Raw genomic sequence first — 24305 nt, forward strand, 5'->3', positions numbered from 1 at the left:
CGGCCATGGAGCCCGTCGGCGTTCCGGGAGGGGGGTTTTCCCCACCCCCGGCGGGCCGGGCCCCGACACGGGGACGCCCCGACGCGGGAACGTCGGGGCGTGGCGCGGGACAGGTCCCTACCGCCTGCCGGGGGCGCCGGCGGCGTCGTCCTGCGCCGAGCGGTCGCGCCAGGGCAGCTCCGCCGTGATCACCGTGGGTCCGCCCTCGGGCGACTGGACGGCCAGCAGCCCGTCGACGGCGTTCAGCCGCTCCGCGAGGCCCTTCATCCCCGTCCCGCCGTCGAGCCGCGCGCCCCCGCGGCCGTCGTCCCACACCTGGATGAGCAGCCGGTCCGCCGACCGCCACACCTCCACGGACGCGGACGCGGCCCGGCTGTGCTTGCTGACGTTCTGGAGCAGTTCCGACACGGTGAAGTAGGCGATGCCCTCGATGGCCGCCGCGGGCCTCGCCGGCAGGTCGGCCGTCACCTTCACCGGCACCGTGCAGCGGGAGGCGACCGAGGAGAGCGCCGCGTCCAGGCCGCGGTCGGTGAGCACGGCGGGATGGATGCCGCGGGCCAGGTCCCGCAGCTCCTGGAGCGCGAGCTTCACCTCGCCGTGCGCCTCGTCCACCATCGCCGCCGCCGCGTCGGGGTCCTCCAGCAGCTTCTCCTTGGCCAGGCCCAGCCCCATGGCCAGGTTGACCAGGCGGGCCTGCGCCCCGTCGTGCAGGTCGCGCTCGATGCGCCGCAGGTCCGCCGCCGCCGTGTCCACCACGACCCCGCGGTCCGACTCCAGCTCCGCGATGCGCCGCTCCAGCTCGTCCGACGGCGACAGCAGCCCGCGCACCATCGCCCGGTCCACGTTGGCCATGCCCCGCGCGATGAACGGCAGCACCGGCCACAGTACGAACAGCGACGTCAGCGTGATCGCGAACGTGAACACGCCCCACGGCAGCCGGATGAAGTCGTACAGCACCGTGCGCCAGCCCACCGGGTCCTTCAGCGCCATCCACAACTGCGCGAAGAAACCGCCGCCGTCCCCGTCCCGGCGGCGCAGCGGCAGCGGACTCGGCTCGTCCACGTGCACCCCGAGCAGCGCCCGGGCCCGCGCCCGCTCCAGCTTCCCGAGCTGCCGGGCGCCCATCAGAGCCGCCGCCAGCAGCGGGAACCCGATCACCGTGACGGTCAGGGCGAAGCTCGTGAACAGCGTCGCCGCGACGTAGAGGAAGCCGAAGACCGCGATCGGCATGTTCGCCAGGAGATGCGCGATCTCCTTCCAGGTGTGCCGGTCGTAGGCGAAACGGGCCGGCGGCAACGGCGCGGCGGCACCGTCCCCGGCCGTGGGCGAGGGCGGGAGAGGTTCGGTCATAGGGGCCAGAGTGCCCGGCTCCGAGCCACCGCGCCATGAGGGGGACCGGCGGCCCGCCCCGGGGGAAAACCCCACCCCCGCGTCCCGAGGTCCGACGGGCTGCTTACCGGCTCCTTATCAGGCCCTAGACTCCCGTGCGTACAGATCGTCGAACCAGCGTGCAGGTTCGGACAGGGAGCGAGGGACGGACGTGCGGGAATCGACCGTCGTCGCGGCGGAGTACTTCCAGTCCTACGCGGTCGTGGGACTGCTCGCCGTCGTCGGCGTGCTCTTCGTCGCCGTCGCCTTCGGCGCCGGGCGGCTGCTGCGGCCCGTCGTGCCCACCCCCGAGAAACTCCTGACGTACGAGTGCGGCGTGGACCCCGTCGGCGAGGGCTGGGCGCACACCCAGGTCCGCTACTACGTCTACGCGTTCCTCTACGTCGTCTTCGCGGTCGACTCGATCTTCCTGTTCCCATGGGCGACGGTTTTCGCCGACCCTGGATACGGCGCCACGACGCTCGTCGAGATGTTCGTCTTCCTCGGCTTCCTCGCCGTGGGCCTGCTGTACGCATACAAGAAGGGCGTCCTGTCATGGACGTGAACCCCGCCGCCCCCGCCACCGAGCCCGTCCCGCTCCCGGAGCCCAAGCGGCTCGGCGCGCTGGCCCGTCTCGCCCCCGAGCCGATGAAGGTGGTCCTGAACTGGGGCCGCCGCTACTCGCTGTGGGTCTTCAACTTTGGCCTCGCCTGCTGCGCCATCGAGTTCATCGCCGCGTCGATGGCCCGCCACGACTTCATCCGCCTCGGCGTCATCCCGTTCGCGCCGGGCCCCCGCCAGGCCGACCTGATGGTGGTGTCCGGCACGGTCACGGACAAGATGGCGCCCGCCGTGAAGCGCCTGTACGAGCAGATGCCCGAGCCGAAGTACGTCATCTCCTTCGGCGCCTGCTCCAACTGCGGCGGCCCCTACTGGGACTCGTACTCCGTGACGAAGGGCGTCGACCAGATCATCCCCGTCGACGTCTACGTCCCCGGCTGCCCGCCCCGGCCCGAGGCGCTGCTCCAGGGCATCCTGAAGCTCCAGGAGAAGATCGCGCGGGAGTCCCTGGGGGAGCGGTACGGAACGGCGCCGCGACCGTCGGCGGCCGCGCTCCAGAGCGACCTGGTGCGGCCGCCCGCTCCCGGGGAGGGACGATGACCACCGTCGGCTGGCTGCCCGCCGGTGCCGAGGAACTCTTCGGAGCGGGGGCCACGGCCGAGGAGTCGTACGACGTCCTGACCGTGGACGTACCGGCCGAGGCGTGGATCTCCGCCCTGGAGACCGCCCGCGACCGGCTGGGCTGCACCTACTTCGACTGGCTGAGCGCGGTCGACGAACCGGGCACGGGCTTCCGCGTCGCGGCGCACGTCGCCGCGCTCGGGCCGGTGCGCCGGCTGCTGGTGCGTACGACGGTGCCGCACGAGTCTCCGGCCCTGCCCACCGCCGTCGGCGTGTACGCGGGCGCCGCCTGGCACGAGCGGGAGACGCACGAGATGTTCGGCGTCGTCTTCGAGGACCACCCCGCGCTGGACCACCTGCTGCTGCCCGAGGGCTTCGAGGGCCACCCGCTGCGCAAGGACTTCGTCCTCGCGGCGCGCGTCGCCAAGGCCTGGCCCGGGGCGAAGGAACCCGGCGAGTCCGACCACGGAGGGCCCCGGCGCAGGCAGATGCTGCCGCCGGGCGTCCCCGACCCCAACGAATGGGGCCCCCTGAAGGGCCAGCTACCGCCCGCCCCGGCCCGCGGCGCCGCCCGCGCGGCCGGCGAACGCCCGGCACGCCGCACGCGTACGCCGGCCGGCCGGACACCCCCGTCGACCGAGCCCACACCGACCGCCCGTCGGGCGCGGAGTGTGAGCGAGGGGTCGGCTTCGCAGCGTTCGGGTGCCGGTGAGGCGGGGGATGCGGCTGGTTCGGGTGCGCGGCCTGCGCGTCGGGCGCGGAGTGTGAGCGAGGGGTCGGCGTCGCAGCGTTCGGGTGCCGGTGAGGCGGGGGATGCGGCTGGTTCGGGTGCGCGGCCTGCGCGTCCGGCGCGGAGTGTGAGTGAGGGGTCGGCGTCGCAGCGGACCGGCTCCGCCGCGGGCGCGTCCGGCGCCGGCGAGGAGACGCCCGCCGCACCGAAGCCCGCAGCCGCGCCCCCACGCAGCTCCGACGCACCGTGGCACCACGCCCGTCCGGCCTTCGACGAGCCCACGGAGCCCGTCGAGAAGCCCGGCGGCCCGGGGAGCACGGAGGACGACGAGGCGACCTCGGCAACCCAGGAGTCTCCGGAGCGCCCCGAGAGCCCCACGGCTCCCGAGCGCTCGGAGACCCCACGAGCCCCCGAAGGCCCGGGGGCGTCGGAGGCCACCGAGGCTCCGGCGACGCCGGGGAGCCGGGAAGACCCGGAGCGCCGGGATGCCGCCCAGGCCCCCGGAACCCCGGAGCGCCGGGGCGCTTCGCAGGCCCCCGGAGCCCCGGAGGCCCCGGACGCTTCGCATGCCCCGGAAGCCCCCGGAACCCCGGAGGACCGCGACGCGGCACAGGCACCGGAGGCCGGACCCCGGCCCCCCGCCCGCACCGAACCCCCGAACGACGACCGACCAGGAGGCCCGCAGTGAACGACGCTCTCGACGTCACCCTGCGCCTCCTGATCGTCTTCGCCGTCTTCCTCACCTTCCCCCTGATCGTCGGCCAGACCGAGCACAAGGTGATGGCGCACATGCAGGGCCGCCTCGGCCCGATGTACGCCGGCGGCTTCCACGGCTGGGCGCAGCTCGTCGCGGACGGCGTGAAGTTCGCGCAGAAGGAGGACGTGGTCCCGGCGGACGCCGACCGCCGCGTCTTCCAGCTCGCCCCCGCCGTGGCCCTCCTGCCCTACCTCCTCGTCCTCCTCGCCATCCCCGTCGGCCCCGGCGAGGGCGCCGTCGGCCAGGTCGTCGACGCGGGTATCTTCTTCGTCCTCGCCGTCATGGGCGTGGGCATCCTCGGCTCGCTCATGGCGGGCTGGGCCTCCGCCAACAAGTTCTCCCTCCTCGGCGGCCTGCGCACCGCCGCCCAGCTCCTCGCGTACGAACTCCCGATGCTGCTCACCGCCGCCTCCGTCGCCATGGCGGCCGGCACGGTCTCGCTCGTCGGCATCCTCGACGCCTTCGAGTGGTGGTGGCTGCCCTGGCAGATCGTCGGCGCGATCGTCTTCTTCGTCGCCGGCCTCGCCGAGCTCCAGCGCCCCCCGTTCGACATGCCGGTGGCCGACTCGGAGATCATCTTCGGCGCCTACACCGAGTACACCGGCCTGCGCTTCGCCCTGTTCCTCCTCGCCGAGTACGCCGGGATCGTCGTGCTGTGCGGACTGACCACCGTCCTCTTCCTCGGCGGCTGGCACGGGCCGTGGGGAGCCGACGGCCTCGGCTGGGTGTGGACCCTGCTGAAGACGGCCCTCCTCGCCTTCGTCGTGATCTGGCTGCGCGTGACCTACCCGCGTCTGCGCGAGGACCAGCTCCAGAAACTCTCCTGGACGGTCCTCGTCCCCCTCTCCCTCGCCCAGATCGCCCTCACCGGCGTCGTGAAGGTGGTGATCCAGTAATGGCCCCGATCCCCGGCAGCGGCCTCGCCAAGGGCCTGGCCGTCACCCTGCGCACCATGACGAGGAAGTCGGTCACCGACCAGTACCCGGACACCCAGCCCGACCTCCCGCCCCGCACCCGCGGCGTGATCGGCCTGTTCGAGGAGAACTGCACGGTCTGCATGCTGTGCGCCCGCGAGTGCCCCGACTGGTGCATCTACATCGACTCCCACAAGGAGACGGTCCCCGCCGCCGCCCCCGGCGGCCGCGAGCGCAGCCGCAACGTCCTCGACCGCTTCGCCATCGACTTCTCCCTGTGCATGTACTGCGGTATCTGCATCGAGGTCTGTCCCTTCGACGCGCTGTTCTGGTCCCCCGAGTTCGAGTACGCGGAGACGGACATTCGCGACCTCACCCACGAGCGCGACAAGCTCCGCGAGTGGATGTGGACGGTCCCGGCACCGCCCGCCCTCGACCCCGGCGCGGAGGAACCGAAGGAACTCGCCGCCGCCCGCAAGACCGCCGACAAGCTGGCCGCCCAGCAGCAGGCCGCGCGGGAAGGAGATTCGTGACCCTCGCCGCCGCACACCCCGGCTTCCTCTCGCCGACCGGCGTCGAGATCGCCTTCCTCCTCGTCGGCCTCGTCACCTTCGGCGCCGCCGTCGTCACCGTCACCACCCGGCAGCTCGTCCACGCCGCCCTGTGGCTGGTGGTGGCCCTCGGCGGCCTCGCCGTGGAGTACCTGCTGCTCACCGCCGAGTTCATCGCCTGGGTGCAGGTCCTCATCTACGTCGGTTCCGTCGTCGTCCTCATCCTCTTCGGCCTGATGCTCACCAGGGCGCCCATCGGCCGTTCCCCGGACGCCGACTCCGGCAACCGCTGGGCCGCCCTCACCGTGGCCGTCGCCGCCGCGGCGGCCCTGGTCTGGGTCGTCGCCGACGCCTTCCGGACCACATGGATCGACCTCGACGGCGCCACCCCCGGCACCACCGCCGTCACCGGCGCGAGCCTCTTCCAGAACTGGGTCCTCCCCTTCGAGGCCCTCTCCGTCCTCCTCCTCGCCGCCCTGGTCGGCGCGATCGTCCTGTCCCGCAAGGCCAAGGCGGACCGTTCCACCGGCGCCCCCGGGCCCGAGCGGGCCGCCGCTCCCGACCCCGGCCCGGCCGCCGGCGCCGGCCGGGCGACCACCCCGAGCGCCGCGGGCAAGGAAGGCGAGCGCTGATGCACCTCGCCTATCCCGCCGCCCTCTCCGTCCTCCTGTTCTGCACGGGCCTGTACGGAGTCCTCGCCCGCCGCAACGCGATCCTGGTGCTGATGTCGGTCGAGCTGATGCTCAACGCCGTCAACCTCAACCTGGTCGCCTTCGACGTCTGGCTCAGCCGCACCGCCGAGGAGCCCCTGCACTCCGGCCAGGCCCTGACCCTGTTCACCATCGCCATCGCCGCCGCCGAGATCGGCATCGGCCTGGCGATCGTGCTCGCCGTCCACCGCAACCGCGGCACCGCGGACATCGACAAGCTCCGCGACACCGCCGAGGGCCATGAGCCGGACGGCCCCGACACCGACGCCGCCGCGACCGGGACGGCCGAGAAGGCTGAGGCCACCGCGTGACCACGACCACCCTCGCCGTACTCGTCCCCCTCCTGCCCTTCCTCGGGGCGGCCGCGGGCCTGCTCCTGGGCCGCAGGACACCCGGCTTCGTCCGGCCCCTCGCCGTCCTGCCGACCCTGGCGTCCCTGGTGCTCGCGGCCCTGGTCGCCGCCCGCCAAGGGGGCGGGCCGGCCGTCGACGCCGCCACGGAACTCACGCCCACGGGCTCGGTGCCGATCGAGCTGGCCCTGCACATCGACGGCTTCGCCGCCCTCGTCGCCGTCCTGGTCGGCTGCGTCGCCACCTGCGTACAGCTCTACTCCACCGGCTACCTCCGCCACGACCCGCGCTACCCCTCGTACGCCGCGCTCGTCTCCCTGTTCACCTCCGCCATGTTCCTCGTCGTCTACTCCGGCGACCTGATGGTGCTGCTGGTCGGCTGGGAGATCATGGGCATCTGCTCGTACTTCCTGGTCGGCCACTACTGGGAGACCCCGGAGGCCCGCGCCGCCTCCCTCAAGGCCTTCCTGGTGACCAAGCTCGGTGACGTCCCCTTCCTCATCGGCCTGCTCGCGCTCGCCTCCGACACCGGCTCCTTCCGCATCACACGGATCCTCGGCGCCGTCGCCTCCGGCTCGCTCGACCACCCGACCGCGATCGCCCTGCTGCTCCTGGCCGGCGTCGCGGGCAAGTCGGCGCAGTTCCCGCTGCACACCTGGCTCCCCGACGCGATGGCGGGCCCCACGCCCGTCTCCGCGCTGATCCACGCCGCGACGATGGTCGCCGCCGGCGTCTACTTCGTCGCCCGGCTCCTCCCGCTCTTCGAGGCGTCCCAGGCGGCGATGATCGTCCTCGCCGTGATGGCGGCGGTCACGATGACCGGCTCGGCGCTCGCCGCACTCGCCCAGGACGACATCAAGCGCGTCCTCGCCTACTCGACGATCGGCCAGCTCGGCTACATGACCGGCGCCCTCGCCGCCGGCGACCGCGGCGCCGCCGTCTTCCACCTCCTGTCCCACGGCGCCTTCAAGGCGCTGCTGTTCCTCGCCGCCGGCGTGATCATCCACGCCGCCGGCACCAACTCGCTGGCCGCCATGTCCCGCATGGGCAACCTGCGCGACCGCGTCCCGGACGCCTACTGGACGATGACCGTGGCGCTCCTCGCGCTCGCCGCGATCCCGCCGTTCAGCGGCTTCTTCTCCAAGGAGTCGGTCCTCGTCGCCGCCGAGCACGCCGCCGGCGGACACAGCGCGCACGCGCCCGCCGCCGCCGGCTGGACCGTCCTGGTCGCCGGCCTGCTCACGGCCCTGCTCACGGCCGCCTACGCGACGCGCCTGTGGCTGCTGGCCTTCCGCGGCCGGGGCGCCGAGGTCCCCGACCACGGCAGGCAGCCGCTGGTCATGAACGCCGTGCTCTGGGTGCTCGCCATCCCCTCCCTCGCCCTCGGCGGACTCGCCTTCCGCCTGCTGCCCGACTGGTTCGACGGCGGCGACCTCACCCCGACCCTCACCACCGCGGTGCTCGGCACCGGCGTGGCCCTGATCGGCGGCATCGTCACCTACGCCGCCTGGCGGCACACCACCGCACTCGCGGCCCGCGTCCCGCTGGGCGCCGTCGCCGCCCACCCCGAGGCCGACGCCGGACAGGTCGAGGCCGAGGCCATCGCCAGCCACCGGCCCGCCTACGGAGACGTGGCCCTCGCCCCCGACCCGGCCGACCCCGGACGGCTGCTGCTCGGCCCGCTGCACCGCCACGCGGCCGCCGGCTTCCACCTCGACGCCCTCTGCACGGCCCTCTTCGTCCGCCCGGTGCGGGCCGGGGCGAGCCTCGTGCGGTTCCTCGACCGCGAGGTCGTCGACACCTACGTACGCGGGGCGGGCACCCTGCCCCGCTGGCTGGGGACCGCCGTACGCCGGGCCCAGACCGGCAATGTGCAGACCTATGTGAGCGCGCTGCTCGCCGGCACCGTCGTCCTCGCGGTCGCCGCCGTCCTCGTCGCCACGGGAGCGTGAGCAGGCGTGATCGATATCAACGAGTCCGTGATGCAGTTCCTTCTGGCGTTCGTCGTCGTCGGCCCGCTCCTCGGTGCCGCCGCCGCTCTGCTGCCCGCCCCGCCCGGACTGAAGGGGAAGTCACCCGACCAGGCCGTGCTCCGCCACGGCGTCACCGTCACCGGCGCCGTGCTCCTCGCCGCGATCGTCCTCGTGCTCGGCTTCGACCACGACCACCCGTCGAAGATGCAGGCGAGCACGGACATCAGGTGGATCCCCGCACTCGACGTGCGCATCCACCTCGGCATCGACGGCATCTCCCTCCCCCTTCTGGTCCTGACCGCGCTGCTGACCTTCCTGTGCGCGCTCTACTCGTACTTCAGGATGCCCGCGGGCCCCTCCCCGAAGGCGTTCGTCGCCCTGCTGCTCGTCCTCGAGTCCGGCACCCTCGCCACCTTCGCCGTCCTCGACCTCATCCTGTTCTTCCTCGCCTTCGAGACCGTCCTCGTCCCGATGTACTTCCTCATCGCCCGCTGGGGCGGCGAGGGACGGACCGGGGCCGCCTGGAAGTTCATCCTCTACACGCTGCTCGGCTCCGTCGTCATGCTGCTCGGCCTGCTCCTGATCGGACTGAGGGCGGGCACGTTCGACATGGTGGCACTCGCCACTGACAACGGCCGGTCGCTCACCACATCGGTGCAGGTCATCGCCGTTCTGGCGATCGGGATCGGACTCGCGGTCAAGACCCCGATGTGGCCGCTGCACAGTTGGCTGCCCGACGCCCACACCGCCGCGCCGACCGTCGGCTCGGTCCTGCTGGCCGGCGTCCTGCTGAAGATGGGCACCTACGGGTTCGTCCGCATCCTGCTGCCCGTCGCGCCCGACGGCTTCAGCACCTTCGCGCCCTACCTCGCCGCCTTCGCCGTCGTCGGCATCATCTACGGCTCCCTGGCCTGCCTCGCCCTCGCCAAGCGCGGCGCGAAGGGCGACCTCAAGCGCCTCATCGCCTACTCCTCCGTCGGCCACATGGGATTCGTCCTGCTCGGCATCGCCACCATGACCCCGACCGGCGTCAACGGCGCCCTGTTCGCCAACATCGCCCACGGTCTCATCACCGGCCTGCTCTTCTTCGTGGTCGGCGCCCTCAAGGACCGCACCGGCACCACCGACCTCGACACCCTCGCCGAGGAGACCGGCGCCGCCCTGTACGGCAAGGCACCCCGCCTCGGCGGTCTGCTCGCCTTCGCCGCCGTCGCCTCCCTCGGCCTGCCGGGCCTGGCCGGATTCTGGGGCGAGATGCTCGCCCTGTTCGGCGCGTTCGACCCGCACGCGGACCTCAGCCGCCCCGCGTTCCTCACCTTCATGGCGATCGCCGCGTTCGGCACCCTGCTGACCGCCGCGTACATGCTGATCGTGGTCCGCCGGGTCTGCATGGGCGCGTCGGAACGGGAGGCCCCGAAGCTCACCGACGTACGCACCTACGAGTTCGCGGCCTGGACCCCGCTCGTCGTCCTCACCGTCGTCGCCGGTCTGTGGCCCAAGACCCTGCTCGGGCTGACCGACCCGGCCGTGCAGCAGCTCCTCTCTGGAGGCACCCGATGAGCTTCCCGGCCGAGACCCTGGCACAGCCACTGGCGCAGAACCTGGTCCAGTCCGTCGACTGGCTCGCCATCGCGCCGCCCACCGTCGCCGCGGTGGTCGCACTCGTCGTCCTCGTCGCCGACCTGTTCGTCCAGGACGCCCGCAAGCCCCTGCTCGGCTGGATCGCGGTCGCCGGACTCGCCGCCTCCGCGCTCATGCTGCTGCCCCTGGTGAACGACGACCGCTCCACGTTCTGCCTCACGGGCGACCCCGGCGTGTGCAGCTACACCGCGGACACCTTCACCCTCGCCATCCAGTTCCTGGTCCTCGGCGGCGCCCTCCTGGCCGCCCTGCTGTCGGTCACCGCCCTCAAGGACGCCGACCGGGGACTCCCCGACGGCGAGTTCTGGTTCCTGCTGCTGTCCTCCGCGGCCGGCGCGGCCCTCCTGCCCGCCTCCCGCGACCTCGCCACCCTGGTCGTCGCCCTGGAGGTCGCCTCCCTGCCCGCCTTCGCCCTGGTCGGCCTGCGGCACGGCGACCGGCGCTCCTCCGAGGCCGCCCTGAAGTTCTTCCTCTCCTCGGTCACCGCGACCGCGGTCAGCCTCATGGGCATCAGCTTCCTGTACGCCTCCACCGGCACCCTGTACCTCACCCAGGTGGCCGAGCGCGTCCAGCACGTCGACGGGCAGCTGACCACCCTCACCCAGACCGGCGTCGTCCTCACCCTCGTCGGCTTCGCCTTCAAGACGGCCGCCGTGCCCTTCCACTTCTGGGTGCCCGACACCTACGTGGGCGCTCCGCTGCCGATCGCCGCCTACCTGTCCGTCGTCGGCAAGGCGGTCGGCTTCTCCGGCCTGATCCTCGTCACCGTCGTCGCCCTGCCGTCCTACGCCGACGCCTGGGGCCCGGCGCTGGCGGCGCTGGCCGCGCTCACCATGACCGTCGGCAACGTCGGAGCCCTGCGCCAGGGGGCCACGCGCGCGTACAGCGCGGTACGGCTGCTCGCGTGGTCGTCCGTCGGCCAGGCCGGCTACCTCCTGGTGCCGATCGCCGCCGCCGGGTACGCCGACGACCCCGAACGGCCCATCGGCTCCACCGTCGCCTACGCCCTGATGTACGCCGCCGTGAACCTCGGCGCCTTCGCGGTGGCCGCCCTGGTGGGCCGTACGCGGTCCCTGAACCGCGTCGCCGACTACCGCGGCCTGTACGCGTCCCGCCCGCTGACCGCCCTGCTCCTGGCGTTCTTCCTGCTGTGCCTCGCCGGACTGCCGCCGGGCCTCATCGGCCTCTTCGCCAAGGTCACCGTCTTCTCCGCGGCCGTCGACGCGGGCCTCGGCTGGCTGGCCGTCGTCATGGCCGCCAACGTCGTCATCGCGCTGTTCTACTACCTCCAGTGGACGGCCCTGCTGTTCCGCGCCCCCGAGGGCGGCACCGTCCGGCACCGGCTGCCCGCCCCGATCACGGCCGCGATCGGCCTGACCGCGGTGATCGCCGTCGCCCTCTCCGGCGCGCCCCAGCTCGTCCTGCGCTTCGCCGGCACCGGCCTGTTCTGAGCGCCGGACGCGCATCGGCACGCGCGCGCGGGGCACCCGCCCCCCTACGCGCGTGCCGCGCACCGGGCCCGTCACCCGGAGGGAGTACGCGCGGGGCCCGTACCCGCCGGGGAACCGGCCGCCTCCGCCTGGCGTTGACCAGTACGGAAGGGTCCACTGGACGTGACAGCACGACCAGGGGCATCAGTCACGGGAAGCAACCACAGCGAGCGAGAGAAGCAAGCGAAGGTTCCCCTGCTGCACGAGTTGGAGGGCGTACCGTGCACCGCCGGCACAACGGGCTCAGAACCGCAGTACTCCTCGGGGGACTGTCCGCGCTCATCATCGTCATCGGCAGCTTCTTCGGCCGGGCGGGGCTCGTCGTCGCCGTACTCGTCGCCCTCGGGACGAACGCGTACGCGTACTGGAACAGCGACAGGCTGGCCCTGCGCGCGATGCGGGCCCGCCCGGTGAGCGAGTTCGAGGCCCCGGGGCTGTACCGGATGGTCCGGGAGCTGTCCACGCAGGCCCGCCAGCCCATGCCGCGCCTGTACATCTCCCCGACGGACGCCCCCAACGCCTTCGCCACCGGCCGCAACCCGCGCAACGCGGCCGTGTGCTGCACCGACGGCATCCTGCGCCTGCTCGACGAGCGCGAGCTGCGTGGTGTCATCGGCCACGAGCTCAGCCACGTCTACAACCGCGACATCCTGATCTCGTCGGTCGCCGGCGCCCTCGCCTCCGTGATCATGTTCCTGGTCAACTTCGCCTGGCTCGTCCCGATCGGCCGGTCGGACGACGACGACGGCCCCGGACTGCTCGGCATGCTGCTGATCATGCTCCTCGGCCCGCTCGCCGCCGGCCTCATCCAACTGGCGATCAGCCGCTCCCGGGAGTACGAGGCGGACGCCTCCGGCGCGCAGCTCACGGGCGACCCCCTCGCCCTCGCCGGCGCGCTGCGCAAGCTCGACGCCGGCACCAGGCAACTGCCGCTTCCCCCGGAGCCGCGGATCGAGACCGCCAGCCACATGATGATCGCCAACCCCTTCCGGCCGGGCCAGGGGGTTTCGAAGATGTTCTCCACGCACCCGCCGATGGCGGAGCGCATCGCCCGACTAGAGAAGATGGCAGGCCATCACCGATGAAGACCATCCTCAACATCATCTGGCTCGTCCTCAGCGGCTTCTGGCTGTTCCTCGCCTACCTGGCCGCGGGCGTGCTCCTGTGCATCACCGTCATCGGCATCCCGTTCGGGATCGCGGCGTTCCGCATCGGCGTCTACGCCCTGTGGCCCTTCGGGTACACCGCGGTCGAGCGCAGGGACGCCGGAGCCCCCTCCTGCATCGGCAACGTGCTGTGGCTGGTCCTCGCCGGCTGGTGGCTGGCGCTCGGTCACATCGTCACCGGCATCGCGCTGTGCGTCACGATCATCGGCATCCCGCTCGGCATCGCCAACTTCAAGCTGATCCCGGTCTCGCTGCTTCCCCTGGGACGCGAGATCGTGCGCACGGACCAGCCGTTCACCGCCACGGCCGGCACCCAGCGGAACGGCTGGTAGACGCGGGCCCCCGCTCGGCGCACGGGGGCGCTACGCCCCGCCGGACGCCACCCGCGCCCGCACGGCGTACGCCGCCACACCGACGGCCAGCACCCCCGCGCCCACGGCCACCGAGACCGCCGGCAGGCTGAAGGCCAGCACCACGCACCCGGCCAGCCCCAGCGCCGGCACCGCCCGCGCCCTCGCCGCCCGCTCCAGCGTCCACGCCGACGCGTTGGCCACGGCGTAGTACGCCAGCACGCCGAACGACGAGAAGCCGATCGCGCCCCGCACGTCCACGGTGGCCGCCAGCACCGCGACCGCCGCGCCCACCGCCAGTTCGGCCCGGTGCGGGACCCGGTACCGGGGATGCACCGCCGCCAGCGCCCCGGGCAGATGGCGGTCCCGCGCCATGGCCAGCGTCGTCCGCGACACGCCGAGGATCAGGGCGAGCAGCGAGCCCAACGCGGCCACGGCGGCGCCCACGCGCACGACCGGCGCCAGTTCGGGCGCACCGGCGGCCCGCACGGCGTCTGCCAGCGGCGCGGTCGCCCCGCCGAGGCCCCCGGCGCCCAGCACGGACAGGACGGCCACGGCCACGCACGCGTACACCGCCAGCGTGATGCCGAGGGCCAGCGGGATCGCGCGGGGAATGGTGCGCGCCGGGTCCCGCACCTCCTCGCCCAGGGTGGCGATGCGCGCGTACCCGGCGAAGGCGAAGAACAGCAGCCCCGCCGCCTGCAGCAGCCCGCCGAAGCCGCCCGACAGCCCGACGTCCAGCCGCGCGGCGTCCGACCGGCCAGAGCCCAGGCACACCACGACCACGGCGGCGAGCACGGCGAGGACCACCGCGACGATCACCCGCGTCAGCCGGGCCGATTTCTGGATGCCGCCGTAGTTCACCGCGGTCAGCGCCACCACGGCCGCGACCGCCACCGCGTGCGCCTGCTCCGGCCAGACGTAGGCGCCCACGGTGAGCGCCATGGCGGCACAGGAGGCCGTCTTGCCGACGACGAACGCCCAGCCCGCCAGGTAGCCCCAGAACGCGCCGAGCCGCTCCCTGCCGTACACGTACGTGCCGCCCGAGGCCGGGTACCGGGCCGCCAGCCGCGCCGACGACATGGCGTTGCAGTACGCCACCACGCCGGCCACGGCGAGGGCGGGCAGCAGCCCCGTCCCGGCGGCGCGCGCCGCGGGCGCCAGGGCGGCGAAGATCCCGGCGCCGATCATCGAACCGAGTCCGACGACCACGGCGTCGCCCACGCCCAGACCGCGCCTCAGCTCCGAACCCGCAGGTGTCATGGGCCGCACCCTACTGACCGGGGCAACCACCGGGCGCGGACGGAACGTCCTCTCCACCAAGGGGACGTGAACACACCGCGGAGGGACGAGCACACGGCGCTCGGACGGCGCGCGTACGGCGAGAACGAGAGAGGGCAGGATCACGGCATGACCGTCATCGGCTGGATCATCCTGGGACTGTTGGCCGGAGCCATCGCCAAATTCCTGCTGCCGGGCCGCGACCCGGGCGGCTTCGTCGGCACGACCGTCATCGGCATCGCGGGCGCGTTCATCGGCGGCTGGATCTCGGCCCGCTGGCTGGACCACCCGATCAGCAAGGACTTCTACGACGGCGCCACCTGGGCCTCCGCGATCGGCGGCTCGCTGGTCCTCCTCATCGCCTACCGCATCCTGTTCGGCAACTCCCGCGGCTGAACGCCCGCCGGGGGCGGACGGCACGAAGGGCGGGCACCCGCGGGCGCCCACCCTTCGCCGTACGTAACCTGCGCCGGACCCGACCGGCTCAGCGGAGAGCCGACGGGACCGGGCGGGTCACCGGTAGTTCACGAACTGCAGCGCGAAGTCGAAGTCCTTGCCCTTGAGCAGCGCGATCACGGTCTGCAGGTCGTCGCGGCTCTTGGAGCTGACCCGCAGTTCGTCACCCTGCACCTGGGCCTTCACGCCCTTCGGACCCTCATCACGGATGATCTTCGCCACCTTCTTCGCGTTGTCCTGGGAGATGCCCTCCTCGATCGACGCGAAGATCTTGTACTCCTTGCCGGAGAGCTGGGGCTCGCCCGCGTCCAGAGCCTTCAGCGAGATGCCGCGCTTGATCAGCTTGGACTGGAAGACATCGAGGACGGCCGTCACCCGGTCCTCGGAGTCGGCCTGCATGAGGATCTTGTCCCCGGACCACGCGATCGAGGCGCCCACGCCCTTGAAGTCGTAGCGCTGCGAGATCTCCTTGGCGGCCTGGTTGAGGGCGTTGTCGACCTCCTGCCGCTCGACCTTCGAGACGATGTCGAAACTGGAGTCGGCCATGTCCTGTGGCTCCTTGTATCTGGGTGCGTGTCGGGCCGCGTAGCGGGTCCGTACCGGCAAACGACGGCGGCCGCCGGTCCCGGCAGGGCTCTCGGCCGCATCCGGACCAGCCTAGCCACCCCCCGCCCCCTGGGTGGAGATCAATCGGGTGGCGAAGCACCCCTCCGCATCGGGTATTGTTTACGTCGTTGCCACGGAGCGCCGCCGAAAGACGGTGCGAAGGGCGGCAAACCCCGGCGGTGTGCCCGAGCGGCCAAAGGGAGCAGACTGTAAATCTGCCGGCTCAGCCTTCCCAGGTTCGAATCCTGGCGCCGCCACACGGGAGACAAGGGCCCGTGATCTGCTGCTACAGCGGATCACGGGCCCTTGTCGTGTCGCGGTTTCCGTGGGGCCGGTCATGCGCGCGCCCTACGCTGGGGCCATGTCGTCGCGTCGCAGGACCTGTCCCGAGTGCCGTCGGGAGATCGCTGTCGTCGCCGGGCGGTTCGCGCGGCACGATCCGCCCGGGGCCCGGGCGGCCGGGGAGCTCGTGTCCTGCCCGGGATCGCGGCGCCTCGCCGAGCCGGACGCCGCGCAGCCCACGCTGGACGGCTATGCCGTCCCGCCGTTCCCCGGGCAACTGCCCCTGTTCTGAGGGGCCTTGCCCGCCTCAGTTGCCGGCCACCGCCTTCACCGCGACCGACACCGGCGTCGAACCGCTGATCAGCTCCAGGGTCAGTCCGGTCGTCGCCGGGGTGTCGATCAGCTCCGCCAGCACGGCGGCGACGTCGTCGCGCGGGATCGGGCCACGACCGGTGTGCGCCTCCAGGCGCACCAGGCCCTTGCCTGCGTCGTTCGTGAGCTGACCCGGCCGCAGGATCGTCCACTCCAGCGCGTCCTGCGCGCGCACGTGCGCGTCGGCCTCGCCCTTGGCGCGCAGGTAGACGTCGAAGATCTCGTCCCCCGGGTGCGCCGGGTCGGCCCCCATGGACGAGACGATCACGAAGCGCCGTACGCCCGCGCGGACGGCCGCGTCCGCGAAGAGCACCGCCGCCGCCTTGTCCACCGTGTCCTTGCGGGCCGCCCCGCTGCCCGGACCGGCGCCCGCCGCGAAGACCGCCGCGTCCGCGCCCCGCAGCCGTTGCGCGACCTCGTCGACCGACGCCGACTCGAGGTCGAGCACCACCGGCTCGGCGCCGGCCTCGCGCAGGTCGTCGGCCTGTCCTGCCGCGCGGATGATGCCCGCCACCTCGTCGCCGCGCGCGGCGAGCAGGCGCTCCAGCCGCAGCGCGATCTGTCCATGACCACCAGCGATGACAATGCGCATGTCTTCGACCGTACGCCCCGACGGCCGCCCCTGCCGCACGGCTTCGGCCCGGGCGCGTCCGGCGCCGACCACTCGCCGGTCGAGCCCCGCGACGCCGGCGCCGCCGCGGGTGCCCACGGCCCCAGGGCAGGCCCTCACAGGGGCCAGGACGCGGCTCTCAGGGGCCCGGGGACCCGGCCCCGCCTAGAACCCGCCGTCCGCCGCCCCGCCGCGTCCCTGCCGCGGCAGCCCCAGGTCCGGGGCCGCCGGCGCCGTCGAGTCCCCGTACTCCCGTACGGCGCTCGTACGCGACACCACCCGGCCCCGGTGGATCACGATCCGTCCGTAGGCCAGGGACAGCGCGCCCGCGAGGTGGTCGCCGCGTACGGCGAGGAGTTCGGCCGGGAAGCCCGCCTCCACCCGGACCTCCGGCAGGCCCAGCGTCGCCCGCGCCGCGCCGCTCACCGCGTCGTACGCCTCCTCGGGGCGCAGTCCATGGCGGGAGGCCAGCAGGTACGCCGCCTCCAGCGGGTCGCCTCGACCCACCGGGTTGGCCACGTCGCGCAGGGCCCCGCTGCCCGCGGCGACCCGTACGCCCGCCGCCCGCAGCAGCCGCACCGGGGCGGTGCCCTCGCGGCGGCCGGCCTCACCGCTCCCGCCCTGCGCGCACGGCCCCTGCGGCAGGCCGACCACCGCCACACCGGCCGCCGCGAGCTGGTCCGCGGCCCGCGAGGCCACGTCGGCGGGCAGCCGGCCCAGGGCGTCGCACGGGCCGATCGTCACCCCGGGGCGCAGCCCGCCCGCCATCGCCGCCAGCCGGGCCAGCCGCGCCGGATCACCGGCGTCCGTGTGCAGGTCGACGGGGCAGCCGTGCTCGGCGGCGACCTCCAGCACCGCCTCCACGTACCCCGCCGGATCGGGGTCCAGGTCGGGGCAGCCGCCCACCACGTCGGCGCCCATCTTGACCGCGTCCCGCAGCATCGCCAGCCCGTCCGCCCCCGCCAGTCCGGTCAGCACCCGGGGCATCGCCACCGCCGTCAGCTCGGCCAGCCCGCGCAGCGCGCGCCGCGCCCGCAGGACGGCGGTCAGGGGGCCGAGTCCCGGGACGTCGCCCACCCGCACATGGGCCCGCAGCGCGGTCGCCCCGTGCCCCAGGTGCAGCAGGGTGGCCTCGGTCACCCGGCGCTGGACGTCCTCGGGTTCGTGGGAGACCGGGCCCGGGGAGTCGGCCGTGAGCGCGGTGTCGCCGTGGGCGTGGGGTTCGGCGGGGGCCGGCACGAGCAGGTACCCGGTGAGGTCCACCCGCCTGCCGGGCCCGGACGCACGCGCCGGCGTCAGACTGCCCGCCGTGCCTACCGCCTCGATGCGCCCGCCGTGCAGCCGCACGTCCACGGTCCGGCCGTCGGCCAGCCGCGCCCCGGACAGCAGCAGCGCACCGCGGTCGGCCGGCCCCGAGGGGGAGGACGGGTGGGGCTGCTGCGGCTGGCTGTCGGGCATCGCGCTCCTCTGGGCTCGGGACTGCGCAGTGGGGGACGCAAGATCACGCAGAGTGGGGACGAGCCTAGGACGGTGATCAGCCGCGGGCGCGCAGGAGCGCAATAGTCGTACCGGTGCGCCCGCCGTGCGCGGGCTCTCTCCGGGGCGCGGAGTTGAGGACGCCGAATCGGATTTGGGCGATCGGCGGGCGACCGTGTAATGTCTTCATCGCTCGCCCCAATAGCTCAGTCGGCAGAGCGTCTCCATGGTAAGGAGAAGGTCAACGGTTCGATTCCGTTTTGGGGCTCTGGTGTGAGAGGTTCCCGCCGCGAGGCGGGGCCCGATCGCATCACAGCGGTGTAGCTCAGTCGGTAGAGCAAGCGGCTCATAATCGCTGTGTCACCGGTTCAAGTCCGGTCACCGCTACTCCTAGTAGCCGATTGCGGGGTCGGTCCTTCAATCGGCTACTCTTTCCTGCGTTAATACCATCAATCCGTTCGTCAAGGAGCACTCACGTGGCTGCCACCGACGTCCGCCCGAAGATCACGCTGGCCTGCGTGGAGTGCAAGGAGCGGAACTACATCACCAAGAAGAACCGGCGTAACAACCCGGACCGACTGGAGATGAAGAAGCACTGCCCGCGTTGCAACGCGCACACCGCGCACCGCGAAACGCGATAGATCAGGCTCGTACGCGAGGCCGTCCCCGTAGCTTGGGGGCGGCCTCGCGTCGTTGTGTTCCGCGGTGGCCGCGGACAGTCAGCCGCGAAGCAGCGGCGGAAGTCTCCGAGATCAGCAGGAGGTTGCGAGCCATGGCGCTCGACCAGTCGTTCGTGGGGCGGACGTACCCGCCCACCGCGCCCTACGAGGTGGGCCGGGAGAAGATCCGCGAGTTCGCGGAGGCGGTGGGGGACACCAACCCCGCGTACACGGACGCGGAGGCCGCCAAGGCGCTCGGCCATCCGGACGTGATCGCCCCGCCGACCTTCGTGTTCTCCATCACGTTCAACGCGGCCGGCGCGGTCATCCAGGACCCGCAGCTCGGCCTCGACTACAGCCGGGTGGTGCACGGCGACCAGAAGTTCTCCTACGCCCGCCCCGTGCGCGCCGGCGACCGGCTCACCGTCACCTCGACCATCGAGGCGATCAAGTCGATGGCCGGCAACGACATCCTGGACATCCGCGGCGAGGTCCACGACGAGAGCGGCGAGCGCGTCGTGACCGCCTGGACGAAGCTCGTGGCCCGCGCGGCCGAGGAGGCGTGAGCACCCCCATGACAGCGAAGATCGCGTACAGCGACGTCGAGGTCGGCACCGAGCTGCCCGCGCAGACCTTCCCCGTGGACCGCGCCACCCTCGTGCGGTACGCGGGCGCCTCCGGCGACTTCAACCCGATCCACTGGAACGAGCGGTTCGCCAAGGAGGTCGGCCTGCCGGACGTCATCGCGCACGGCATGTTCACCATGGCCGAGGCGATCCGCGTCGTGACCGACTGGACCGGCGACCCGGGCGCGGTCGTCGAGTACGGCGTCCGCTTCACCCGGCCCGTCGTCGTCCCCGACGACGACAAGGGCGCGCTGATCGAGGTCAGCGGCAAGGTCGCCGCCAAGCTCGACGACGACACCGTCCGCGTCGACCTCACGGCCACCAGCGCCGGTCAGAAGGTCCTCGGCATGGCCCGCGCGGTCGTACGACTGGCCTGACGCACCCCGGGCGCCCGCCCTGACGAGCGGCGGTCGCCCGGGCCGCGGCGCCCCGGCCGGCACCGCCGCCGGTGCGCCCGCGCCGTCTCTCGTAGTCTTGGGCCCGTGCAGGAACTCCACGACGCCCCCCTCGCCCCGCTGACCACCTTCCGGCTGGGCGGTCCCGCCACCCGGCTGATCACGGCCACCACCGACGCCGAGGTGATCGCCGCCGTCCGCGAGGCCGACGACACCGGCACCCCCCTGCTGCTCATCGGCGGCGGATCCAACCTCGTCATCGGCGACAAGGGCTTCGACGGCACCGCCCTGCACATCGCCACCCGCGGCCTCACGCTCGACGGCACGACGCTGGAGGTCGCGGCCGGCGAGGTGTGGACCGACGCCGTCGCCCGCACCGTCGAGGCCGGACTCGCCGGCGTCGAGTGCCTGGCCGGCATCCCCGGCTCGGCCGGCGCCACCCCCATCCAGAACGTGGGCGCGTACGGCCAGGAGGTCTCCTCCACGATCACCGAGGTGACCGCCTACGACCGCAGGGCGCGGGAGACCGTCACGCTCGCCAACGCCGACTGCGCCTTCTCCTACCGCCACAGCCGCTTCAAGGCCGAGCCCGAGCGCTACGTCGTCCTGCGCGTCCGCTTCGCGCTGGAGGACGCCGGCGGGCTCTCCGCCCCCCTGCGGTACGCCGAGACGGCCCGCGCCCTCGGTGTCGAACCCGGCGACCGGGTTCCGCTGGCCACCGCCCGCGAGACCGTCCTGAAGCTGCGCGCGGGCAAGGGCATGGTGCTGGACCCCGAGGACCACGACACCTGGTCGGCCGGGTCCTTCTTCACCAACCCGATCCTCACCGACGACGCGTTCGCCGCCTTCCGGGCGCGCGTCGGCGAACGCCTCGGCGCCGGCGTCGAGCCGCCCGCCTTCCCGGCGGGGGAGGGGCACGTCAAGACCTCCGCGGCCTGGCTGATCGACAAGGCCGGCTTCACCAAGGGCTACGGCACCGGTCCCGCCCGCATCTCCACCAAGCACACCCTGGCCCTCACCAACCGCGGCGAGGCCACCACCGAGGACCTCCTCGCCCTGGCCCGCGAGGTCGTCGCCGGGGTCCGCGAGGCGTTCGGCATCACCCTGGTCAACGAGCCGGTGACCGTGGGCGTCAGCCTGTAGGGCCCTGCCCCTCAGGCGATCGGGGCGTTGAGCCAGGCGTCGACGCCGGCCAGCAGCTTGTCCCTGACGTCCTCGGGCGCCGCCGAACCGCGCACCGACTGCCGGGCCAGTTCCGCCAGCTCGGCGTCGGTGAAGCCGTGGTACCGCCGCGCGATCTCGTACTGCGCGGCCAGCCGCGAGCCGAACAGCAGCGGGTCGTCCGCGCCGAGCGCAAGCGGCACCCCCGCCTCGAACAGGGTCCGCAGCGGCACGTCCTCGGGCTTCTCGTACACGCCGAGGGCCACGTTCGACGCCGGGCACACCTCGCACGTCACCTGCCGGTCCGCGAGCCGCTTCAGCAGCCGCGGGTCCTCCGCCGCCCGCACGCCGTGCCCGATCCGGTCGGCCTCCAGGTCGTCCAGGCAGTCCCGCACCGACGCCGGGCCGGTCAGCTCGCCCCCGTGCGGTGCCGACAGCAGCCCGCCCTCGCGCGCGATGGCGAACGCCCGGTCGAAGTCCCGGGCCATGCCCCGCCGTTCGTCGTTGGACAGCCCGAAACCGACGACGCCCCGGTCGGCGTAGCGCACCGCCAGCCGGGCCAGGGTGCGCGCGTCCAGCGGATGCTTCATCCGGTTGGCGGCGACCAGCACCCGCATCCCGATCCCGGTGTCCCGCACGGTCGTCTCCACCGCGTCCAGGATGATCTCCAGCGCCGGGATCAGCCCGCCCAGCCGCGGCGCGTACGACGTCGGGTCCACCTGGATCTCCAGCCAGCCCGAACCGTCCCGCAGATCCTCCTGGGCCGCCTCCCGGACCAGCCGCTGGATGTCCTCCGGCTCCTGGAGGCAGGACCGCGCCGCGTCGTACAGCCGCTGGAAGCGGAACCAGCCCCGCTCGTCCGTGGCCCGCAGCCGCGGCGGCTCCCCGCTGGTCAGCGCCTCGGTCAGGGAATCGGGCAGCCGCACGCCGTGCTTGTCGGCCAGTTCCAGCAGGGTGGCGGGCCGCATCGACCCGGTGAAGTGCAGGTGCAGATGGGCCTTCGGCAGCTCAGAGAGATCACGTACACGCTCCATTCCGTGATCCTGCCGTACGACACGCCCGGCCCGACAGTGCTTTCCCCGTACGGGGGGTTGCTCGCACAAACAAACAGGGCACCCCGTGGTGTCACGGGGTGCCCTGCCGGGAAGCGGAAGCGGCTCTCAGGCCTTGGCCTCCGCCAGCAGCTTCTGGATCCGGCTCACGCCCTCGACGAGGTCCTCGTCCCCGAGCGCGTACGACAGCCGCAGGTAGCCGGGCGTGCCGAACGCCTCGCCGGGCACCACCGCGACCTCGGCCTCCTCCAGGATCAGCTCGGCCAGCTCGACGGAGGTCTGCGGGCGCTTGCCGCGGATCTCCTTGCCGAGCAGCTCCTTCACCGACGGGTAGGCGTAGAACGCGCCCTCCGGCTCCGGGCAGAGCACGCCGTCGATCTCGTTGAGCATCCGCACGATGGTGCGGCGGCGCCGGTCGAAGGCCTCCCGCATCTTCGCCACGGCGTCCAGGTCGCCGGAGACCGCGGCCAGCGCCGCCGCCTGGGCCACGTTGGACACGTTGGACGTGGCGTGCGACTGGAGGTTCGTCGCGGCCTTCACCACGTCCCTCGGGCCGATGACCCACCCGACGCGCCAGCCGGTCATCGCGTACGTCTTGGCGACGCCGTTGACCACGATGCACTTGTCGCGCAGCTCGGGCAGCAGGGCCGGCATGGAGACCGAGAAGGCGTCGCCGTAGACGAGGTGCTCGTAGATCTCGTCGGTGAGCACCCACAGGCCGTGCTCGACGGCCCACTGGCCGATCGCCTCGGTCTCGGCCTCGGTGTAGACGGCACCCGTCGGGTTCGACGGCGACACGAAGAGGACGACCTTGGTCCTGTCGGTGCGGGCGGCCTCTAGCTGCTCCACGCTCACCCGGTAGCCGGTCGTCTCGTCGGCGACCACCTCGACGGGCACACCGCCGGCCAGCCGGATCGACTCCGGGTACGTCGTCCAGTACGGCGCCGGGACGATGACCTCGTCGCCCGGGTCGAGGATCGCGGCGAACGCCTCGTAGATGGCCTGCTTGCCGCCGTTGGTGACGAGGATCTGCGACGGGTCGACCTCGTAGCCGGAGTCGCGCAGCGTCTTCGCGGCGATCGCGGCCTTCAGCTCCGGCAGACCGCCGGCCGGCGTGTAGCGGTGGAACTTCGGGTTCTTGCAGGCCTCGATCGCGGCCTCGACGATGTAGTCGGGCGTCGGGAAGTCGGGTTCACCGGCACCGAAGCCGATCACCGGTCGTCCGGCGGCCTTGAGGGCCTTGGCCTTGGCGTCCACGGCGAGGGTCGCGGACTCGGAGATCGCGCCGATTCGGGCGGAGACCCGGCGCTCGGTGGGAGGGGTTGCAGCGCTCATGGAGTCCATCGTTCCAGACCGGAAACGTCCCCGGCACACGGGTTTCACGGACTGAACAGGACCGGGCAAAAGCCTGAACAACAGTCCGGATCCCCCGTGCGGCCTGGGCGATCTTCAGCCAGAGAGCGACGGCGGAGCACTTCGCGGGACCTTTCTGTTCGACGCCCGGCCCGCGAGCACGTACACTCTCACCTCGTTGGCCTTCAGCGGCCCGCACTCACCCGGCGCCCACCAGGCATCCGGGAGGGATGCGGTACGTTGGGGACACACAAAGGGTCGTAGCTCAATTGGTAGAGCACTGGTCTCCAAAACCAGCGGTTGGGGGTTCAAGTCCCTCCGGCCCTGCTACACACACCTTCGCCAGGATGTGTGCGCATGTACGTACAGCAATGCACCGCCGTGCGGCTCAGACCGGGCGCGGCACGGCCACGACCCGGAATCAGGTGAGGACGAGTGACGGACGCCGTGGGCTCCATCGACATGCCTGATGCCCGGGACGAGGCGCCGGACTCCAAGAAGCCCCGCAAGGGCGGCAAGCGAGCCAAGAAGGGCCCGCTGAAGCGTCTCGCGCTGTTCTACCGCCAGATCGTCGCGGAGCTGCGCAAGGTTGTCTGGCCGAGCCGCAACCAGCTCACTACGTACACCACCGTGGTGATCATCTTCGTGGTCATCATGATCGGCCTGGTGACTCTGATTGACTATGGCTTCTCTCACGCCGCCAAGTACGTCTTCGGCTGAGCCGAGAGCGAAGGGCGCCGAGGTACCCGGCGCCCCTTTCGCGTGTTCCACCCCTATGTATCCAGGAAGAAGCA

Annotated in this window: 26 protein-coding genes and 4 tRNA genes; 23 read left to right on the top strand and 7 right to left on the bottom strand. The window is 72.6% G+C overall.

Annotated elements, in window-relative coordinates; translation table 11 throughout:
• Positions 1-117: 117 nt before the first annotated feature.
• A complete protein-coding gene (locus tag ACH499_RS21485) occupies positions 118-1350 on the bottom strand; it encodes a sensor histidine kinase (protein WP_399017615.1) in 1233 nt (410 codons plus the stop codon).
• 190 nt (positions 1351-1540) lie between these two features.
• Between ACH499_RS21485 and ACH499_RS21490 the strand changes: the two genes are divergently transcribed.
• The 12 genes from ACH499_RS21490 to ACH499_RS21545 all read left to right on the top strand — a co-directional run bounded on the left by ACH499_RS21490 (position 1541) and on the right by ACH499_RS21545 (position 13164).
• Positions 1541-1933 carry an NADH-quinone oxidoreductase subunit A gene (locus ACH499_RS21490; RefSeq protein WP_356197665.1) on the top strand — a complete coding sequence of 131 codons (393 nt, stop codon included), beginning with the start codon at positions 1541-1543 and terminating at the stop codon, positions 1931-1933.
• Positions 1924-2529, top strand: a complete 606-nt coding sequence (locus tag ACH499_RS21495; protein ID WP_356197666.1) for an NADH-quinone oxidoreductase subunit B family protein — start codon at positions 1924-1926, stop codon at positions 2527-2529. The genes ACH499_RS21490 and ACH499_RS21495 overlap by 10 nt, the downstream gene beginning before the upstream one ends.
• Positions 2526-3968, top strand: a complete 1443-nt coding sequence (locus tag ACH499_RS21500; protein ID WP_399017617.1) for an NADH-quinone oxidoreductase subunit C — start codon at positions 2526-2528, stop codon at positions 3966-3968. The genes ACH499_RS21495 and ACH499_RS21500 overlap by 4 nt, the downstream gene beginning before the upstream one ends.
• Positions 3965-4933 carry a complex I subunit 1 family protein gene (locus ACH499_RS21505; protein ID WP_356197669.1) on the top strand — a complete coding sequence of 323 codons (969 nt, stop codon included), beginning with the start codon at positions 3965-3967 and terminating at the stop codon, positions 4931-4933. The genes ACH499_RS21500 and ACH499_RS21505 overlap by 4 nt, the downstream gene beginning before the upstream one ends.
• The gene (locus ACH499_RS21510) at positions 4933-5484 is read left to right on the top strand and encodes an NADH-quinone oxidoreductase subunit I (protein ID WP_356197671.1); all 552 of its coding nucleotides are present in this window, start codon (positions 4933-4935) and stop codon (positions 5482-5484) included. The genes ACH499_RS21505 and ACH499_RS21510 overlap by 1 nt, the downstream gene beginning before the upstream one ends.
• Positions 5481-6134 (top strand): NADH-quinone oxidoreductase subunit J, encoded by a 654-nt coding sequence (locus ACH499_RS21515; protein WP_399017620.1) that lies wholly within the window; start codon positions 5481-5483, stop codon positions 6132-6134. Before ACH499_RS21510 ends, ACH499_RS21515 begins: the two co-directional genes overlap by 4 nt.
• Positions 6134-6523: an NADH-quinone oxidoreductase subunit NuoK gene (gene nuoK / locus ACH499_RS21520; RefSeq protein WP_399017622.1), complete on the top strand. Its 390-nt coding sequence runs from the start codon at positions 6134-6136 to the stop codon at positions 6521-6523. Before ACH499_RS21515 ends, nuoK begins: the two co-directional genes overlap by 1 nt.
• Positions 6520-8514: an NADH-quinone oxidoreductase subunit L gene (locus ACH499_RS21525; RefSeq protein ID WP_399017624.1), complete on the top strand. Its 1995-nt coding sequence runs from the start codon at positions 6520-6522 to the stop codon at positions 8512-8514. The genes nuoK and ACH499_RS21525 overlap by 4 nt, the downstream gene beginning before the upstream one ends.
• A 6-nt stretch (positions 8515-8520) precedes the next feature.
• Entirely contained in the window at positions 8521-10095 is a 1575-nt protein-coding gene (locus ACH499_RS21530) for an NADH-quinone oxidoreductase subunit M (protein WP_356197677.1), read from the top strand.
• Positions 10092-11627 carry an NADH-quinone oxidoreductase subunit N gene (locus ACH499_RS21535; RefSeq protein WP_399017627.1) on the top strand — a complete coding sequence of 512 codons (1536 nt, stop codon included), beginning with the start codon at positions 10092-10094 and terminating at the stop codon, positions 11625-11627. Before ACH499_RS21530 ends, ACH499_RS21535 begins: the two co-directional genes overlap by 4 nt.
• Positions 11628-11887: 260 nt before the next feature.
• On the top strand, positions 11888-12751 hold the full coding sequence (htpX, locus tag ACH499_RS21540) for a zinc metalloprotease HtpX (protein WP_356197679.1): 864 nt from the start codon (positions 11888-11890) through the stop codon (positions 12749-12751).
• The gene (locus tag ACH499_RS21545) at positions 12748-13164 is read left to right on the top strand and encodes a YccF domain-containing protein (RefSeq protein WP_356197681.1); all 417 of its coding nucleotides are present in this window, start codon (positions 12748-12750) and stop codon (positions 13162-13164) included. Before htpX ends, ACH499_RS21545 begins: the two co-directional genes overlap by 4 nt.
• A gap of 30 nt (positions 13165-13194) precedes the next feature.
• On the opposite strand, the gene ACH499_RS21550 is transcribed toward ACH499_RS21545, so the two are convergent.
• Positions 13195-14445 (bottom strand): APC family permease, encoded by a 1251-nt coding sequence (locus ACH499_RS21550; RefSeq protein ID WP_399017630.1) that lies wholly within the window; start codon positions 14443-14445, stop codon positions 13195-13197.
• A 147-nt stretch (positions 14446-14592) separates the two neighbouring features.
• Between ACH499_RS21550 and ACH499_RS21555 the strand changes: the two genes are divergently transcribed.
• Entirely contained in the window at positions 14593-14859 is a 267-nt protein-coding gene (locus ACH499_RS21555; RefSeq protein WP_399017796.1) for a GlsB/YeaQ/YmgE family stress response membrane protein, read from the top strand.
• Positions 14860-14976: 117 nt separating this feature from the next.
• Here ACH499_RS21555 and ACH499_RS21560 read toward each other — a convergent pair whose 3' ends face one another.
• Positions 14977-15465, bottom strand: coding sequence for a YajQ family cyclic di-GMP-binding protein (locus ACH499_RS21560; RefSeq protein ID WP_399017632.1), 489 nt, complete (start codon positions 15463-15465; stop codon positions 14977-14979).
• 235 nt (positions 15466-15700) lie between these two features.
• On the opposite strand from ACH499_RS21560, the gene ACH499_RS21565 reads away from it, so the two are divergent.
• Together ACH499_RS21565 and ACH499_RS21570 are read left to right on the top strand one after the other, a co-directional pair.
• Positions 15701-15782 (top strand) — tRNA-Tyr (locus tag ACH499_RS21565).
• 104 nt (positions 15783-15886) lie between these two features.
• Entirely contained in the window at positions 15887-16099 is a 213-nt protein-coding gene (locus tag ACH499_RS21570) for a hypothetical protein (RefSeq protein WP_365596217.1), read from the top strand.
• Positions 16100-16114: 15 nt separating this feature from the next.
• Here ACH499_RS21570 and ACH499_RS21575 read toward each other — a convergent pair whose 3' ends face one another.
• Positions 16115-16771, bottom strand: a complete 657-nt coding sequence (locus ACH499_RS21575; RefSeq protein WP_356197688.1) for an NAD(P)H-binding protein — start codon at positions 16769-16771, stop codon at positions 16115-16117.
• Positions 16772-16954: 183 nt separating this feature from the next.
• Complete coding sequence (locus tag ACH499_RS21580) at positions 16955-18247, bottom strand: hydrolase (protein ID WP_399017635.1); 1293 nt, start codon at positions 18245-18247, stop codon at positions 16955-16957.
• A 213-nt stretch (positions 18248-18460) separates the two neighbouring features.
• Between ACH499_RS21580 and ACH499_RS21585 the strand changes: the two genes are divergently transcribed.
• The 6 genes from ACH499_RS21585 to ACH499_RS21610 all read left to right on the top strand — a co-directional run bounded on the left by ACH499_RS21585 (position 18461) and on the right by ACH499_RS21610 (position 21088).
• Positions 18461-18533, top strand: a tRNA-Thr gene (locus ACH499_RS21585).
• A 46-nt stretch (positions 18534-18579) separates the two neighbouring features.
• A tRNA-Met gene (locus ACH499_RS21590) sits at positions 18580-18652 on the top strand.
• Positions 18653-18741: 89 nt separating this feature from the next.
• Positions 18742-18906 carry a 50S ribosomal protein L33 gene (gene rpmG, locus ACH499_RS21595; RefSeq protein WP_003948671.1) on the top strand — a complete coding sequence of 55 codons (165 nt, stop codon included), beginning with the start codon at positions 18742-18744 and terminating at the stop codon, positions 18904-18906.
• A 131-nt stretch (positions 18907-19037) separates the two neighbouring features.
• Positions 19038-19490, top strand: coding sequence for a MaoC family dehydratase N-terminal domain-containing protein (locus ACH499_RS21600; RefSeq protein WP_356197692.1), 453 nt, complete (start codon positions 19038-19040; stop codon positions 19488-19490).
• 8 nt (positions 19491-19498) lie between these two features.
• Complete coding sequence (locus ACH499_RS21605) at positions 19499-19927, top strand: MaoC family dehydratase (protein WP_356197696.1); 429 nt, start codon at positions 19499-19501, stop codon at positions 19925-19927.
• A 105-nt stretch (positions 19928-20032) separates the two neighbouring features.
• A complete protein-coding gene (locus ACH499_RS21610; RefSeq protein WP_399017637.1) occupies positions 20033-21088 on the top strand; it encodes a UDP-N-acetylmuramate dehydrogenase in 1056 nt (351 codons plus the stop codon).
• A gap of 11 nt (positions 21089-21099) precedes the next feature.
• Here ACH499_RS21610 and ACH499_RS21615 read toward each other — a convergent pair whose 3' ends face one another.
• Both ACH499_RS21615 and ACH499_RS21620 read right to left on the bottom strand, forming a co-directional pair.
• Positions 21100-22140 carry an adenosine deaminase gene (locus ACH499_RS21615; protein ID WP_399017639.1) on the bottom strand — a complete coding sequence of 347 codons (1041 nt, stop codon included), beginning with the start codon at positions 22138-22140 and terminating at the stop codon, positions 21100-21102.
• A gap of 126 nt (positions 22141-22266) precedes the next feature.
• A complete protein-coding gene (locus tag ACH499_RS21620; protein ID WP_356197705.1) occupies positions 22267-23493 on the bottom strand; it encodes a pyridoxal phosphate-dependent aminotransferase in 1227 nt (408 codons plus the stop codon).
• A 272-nt stretch (positions 23494-23765) separates the two neighbouring features.
• Here ACH499_RS21620 and ACH499_RS21625 point away from each other — a divergent pair.
• Together ACH499_RS21625 and secE are read left to right on the top strand one after the other, a co-directional pair.
• Positions 23766-23838 (top strand) — tRNA-Trp (locus ACH499_RS21625).
• Between the two features lie 108 nt (positions 23839-23946).
• A complete protein-coding gene (gene secE, locus ACH499_RS21630) occupies positions 23947-24231 on the top strand; it encodes a preprotein translocase subunit SecE (protein WP_356197707.1) in 285 nt (94 codons plus the stop codon).
• The last annotated feature ends 74 nt before the right edge of the window (positions 24232-24305 follow it).

The organism is Streptomyces sp. NPDC018947 (genome assembly GCF_044390505.1).
In the GTDB taxonomy this organism is placed as follows: Bacteria; Actinomycetota; Actinomycetes; order Streptomycetales; family Streptomycetaceae; genus Streptomyces.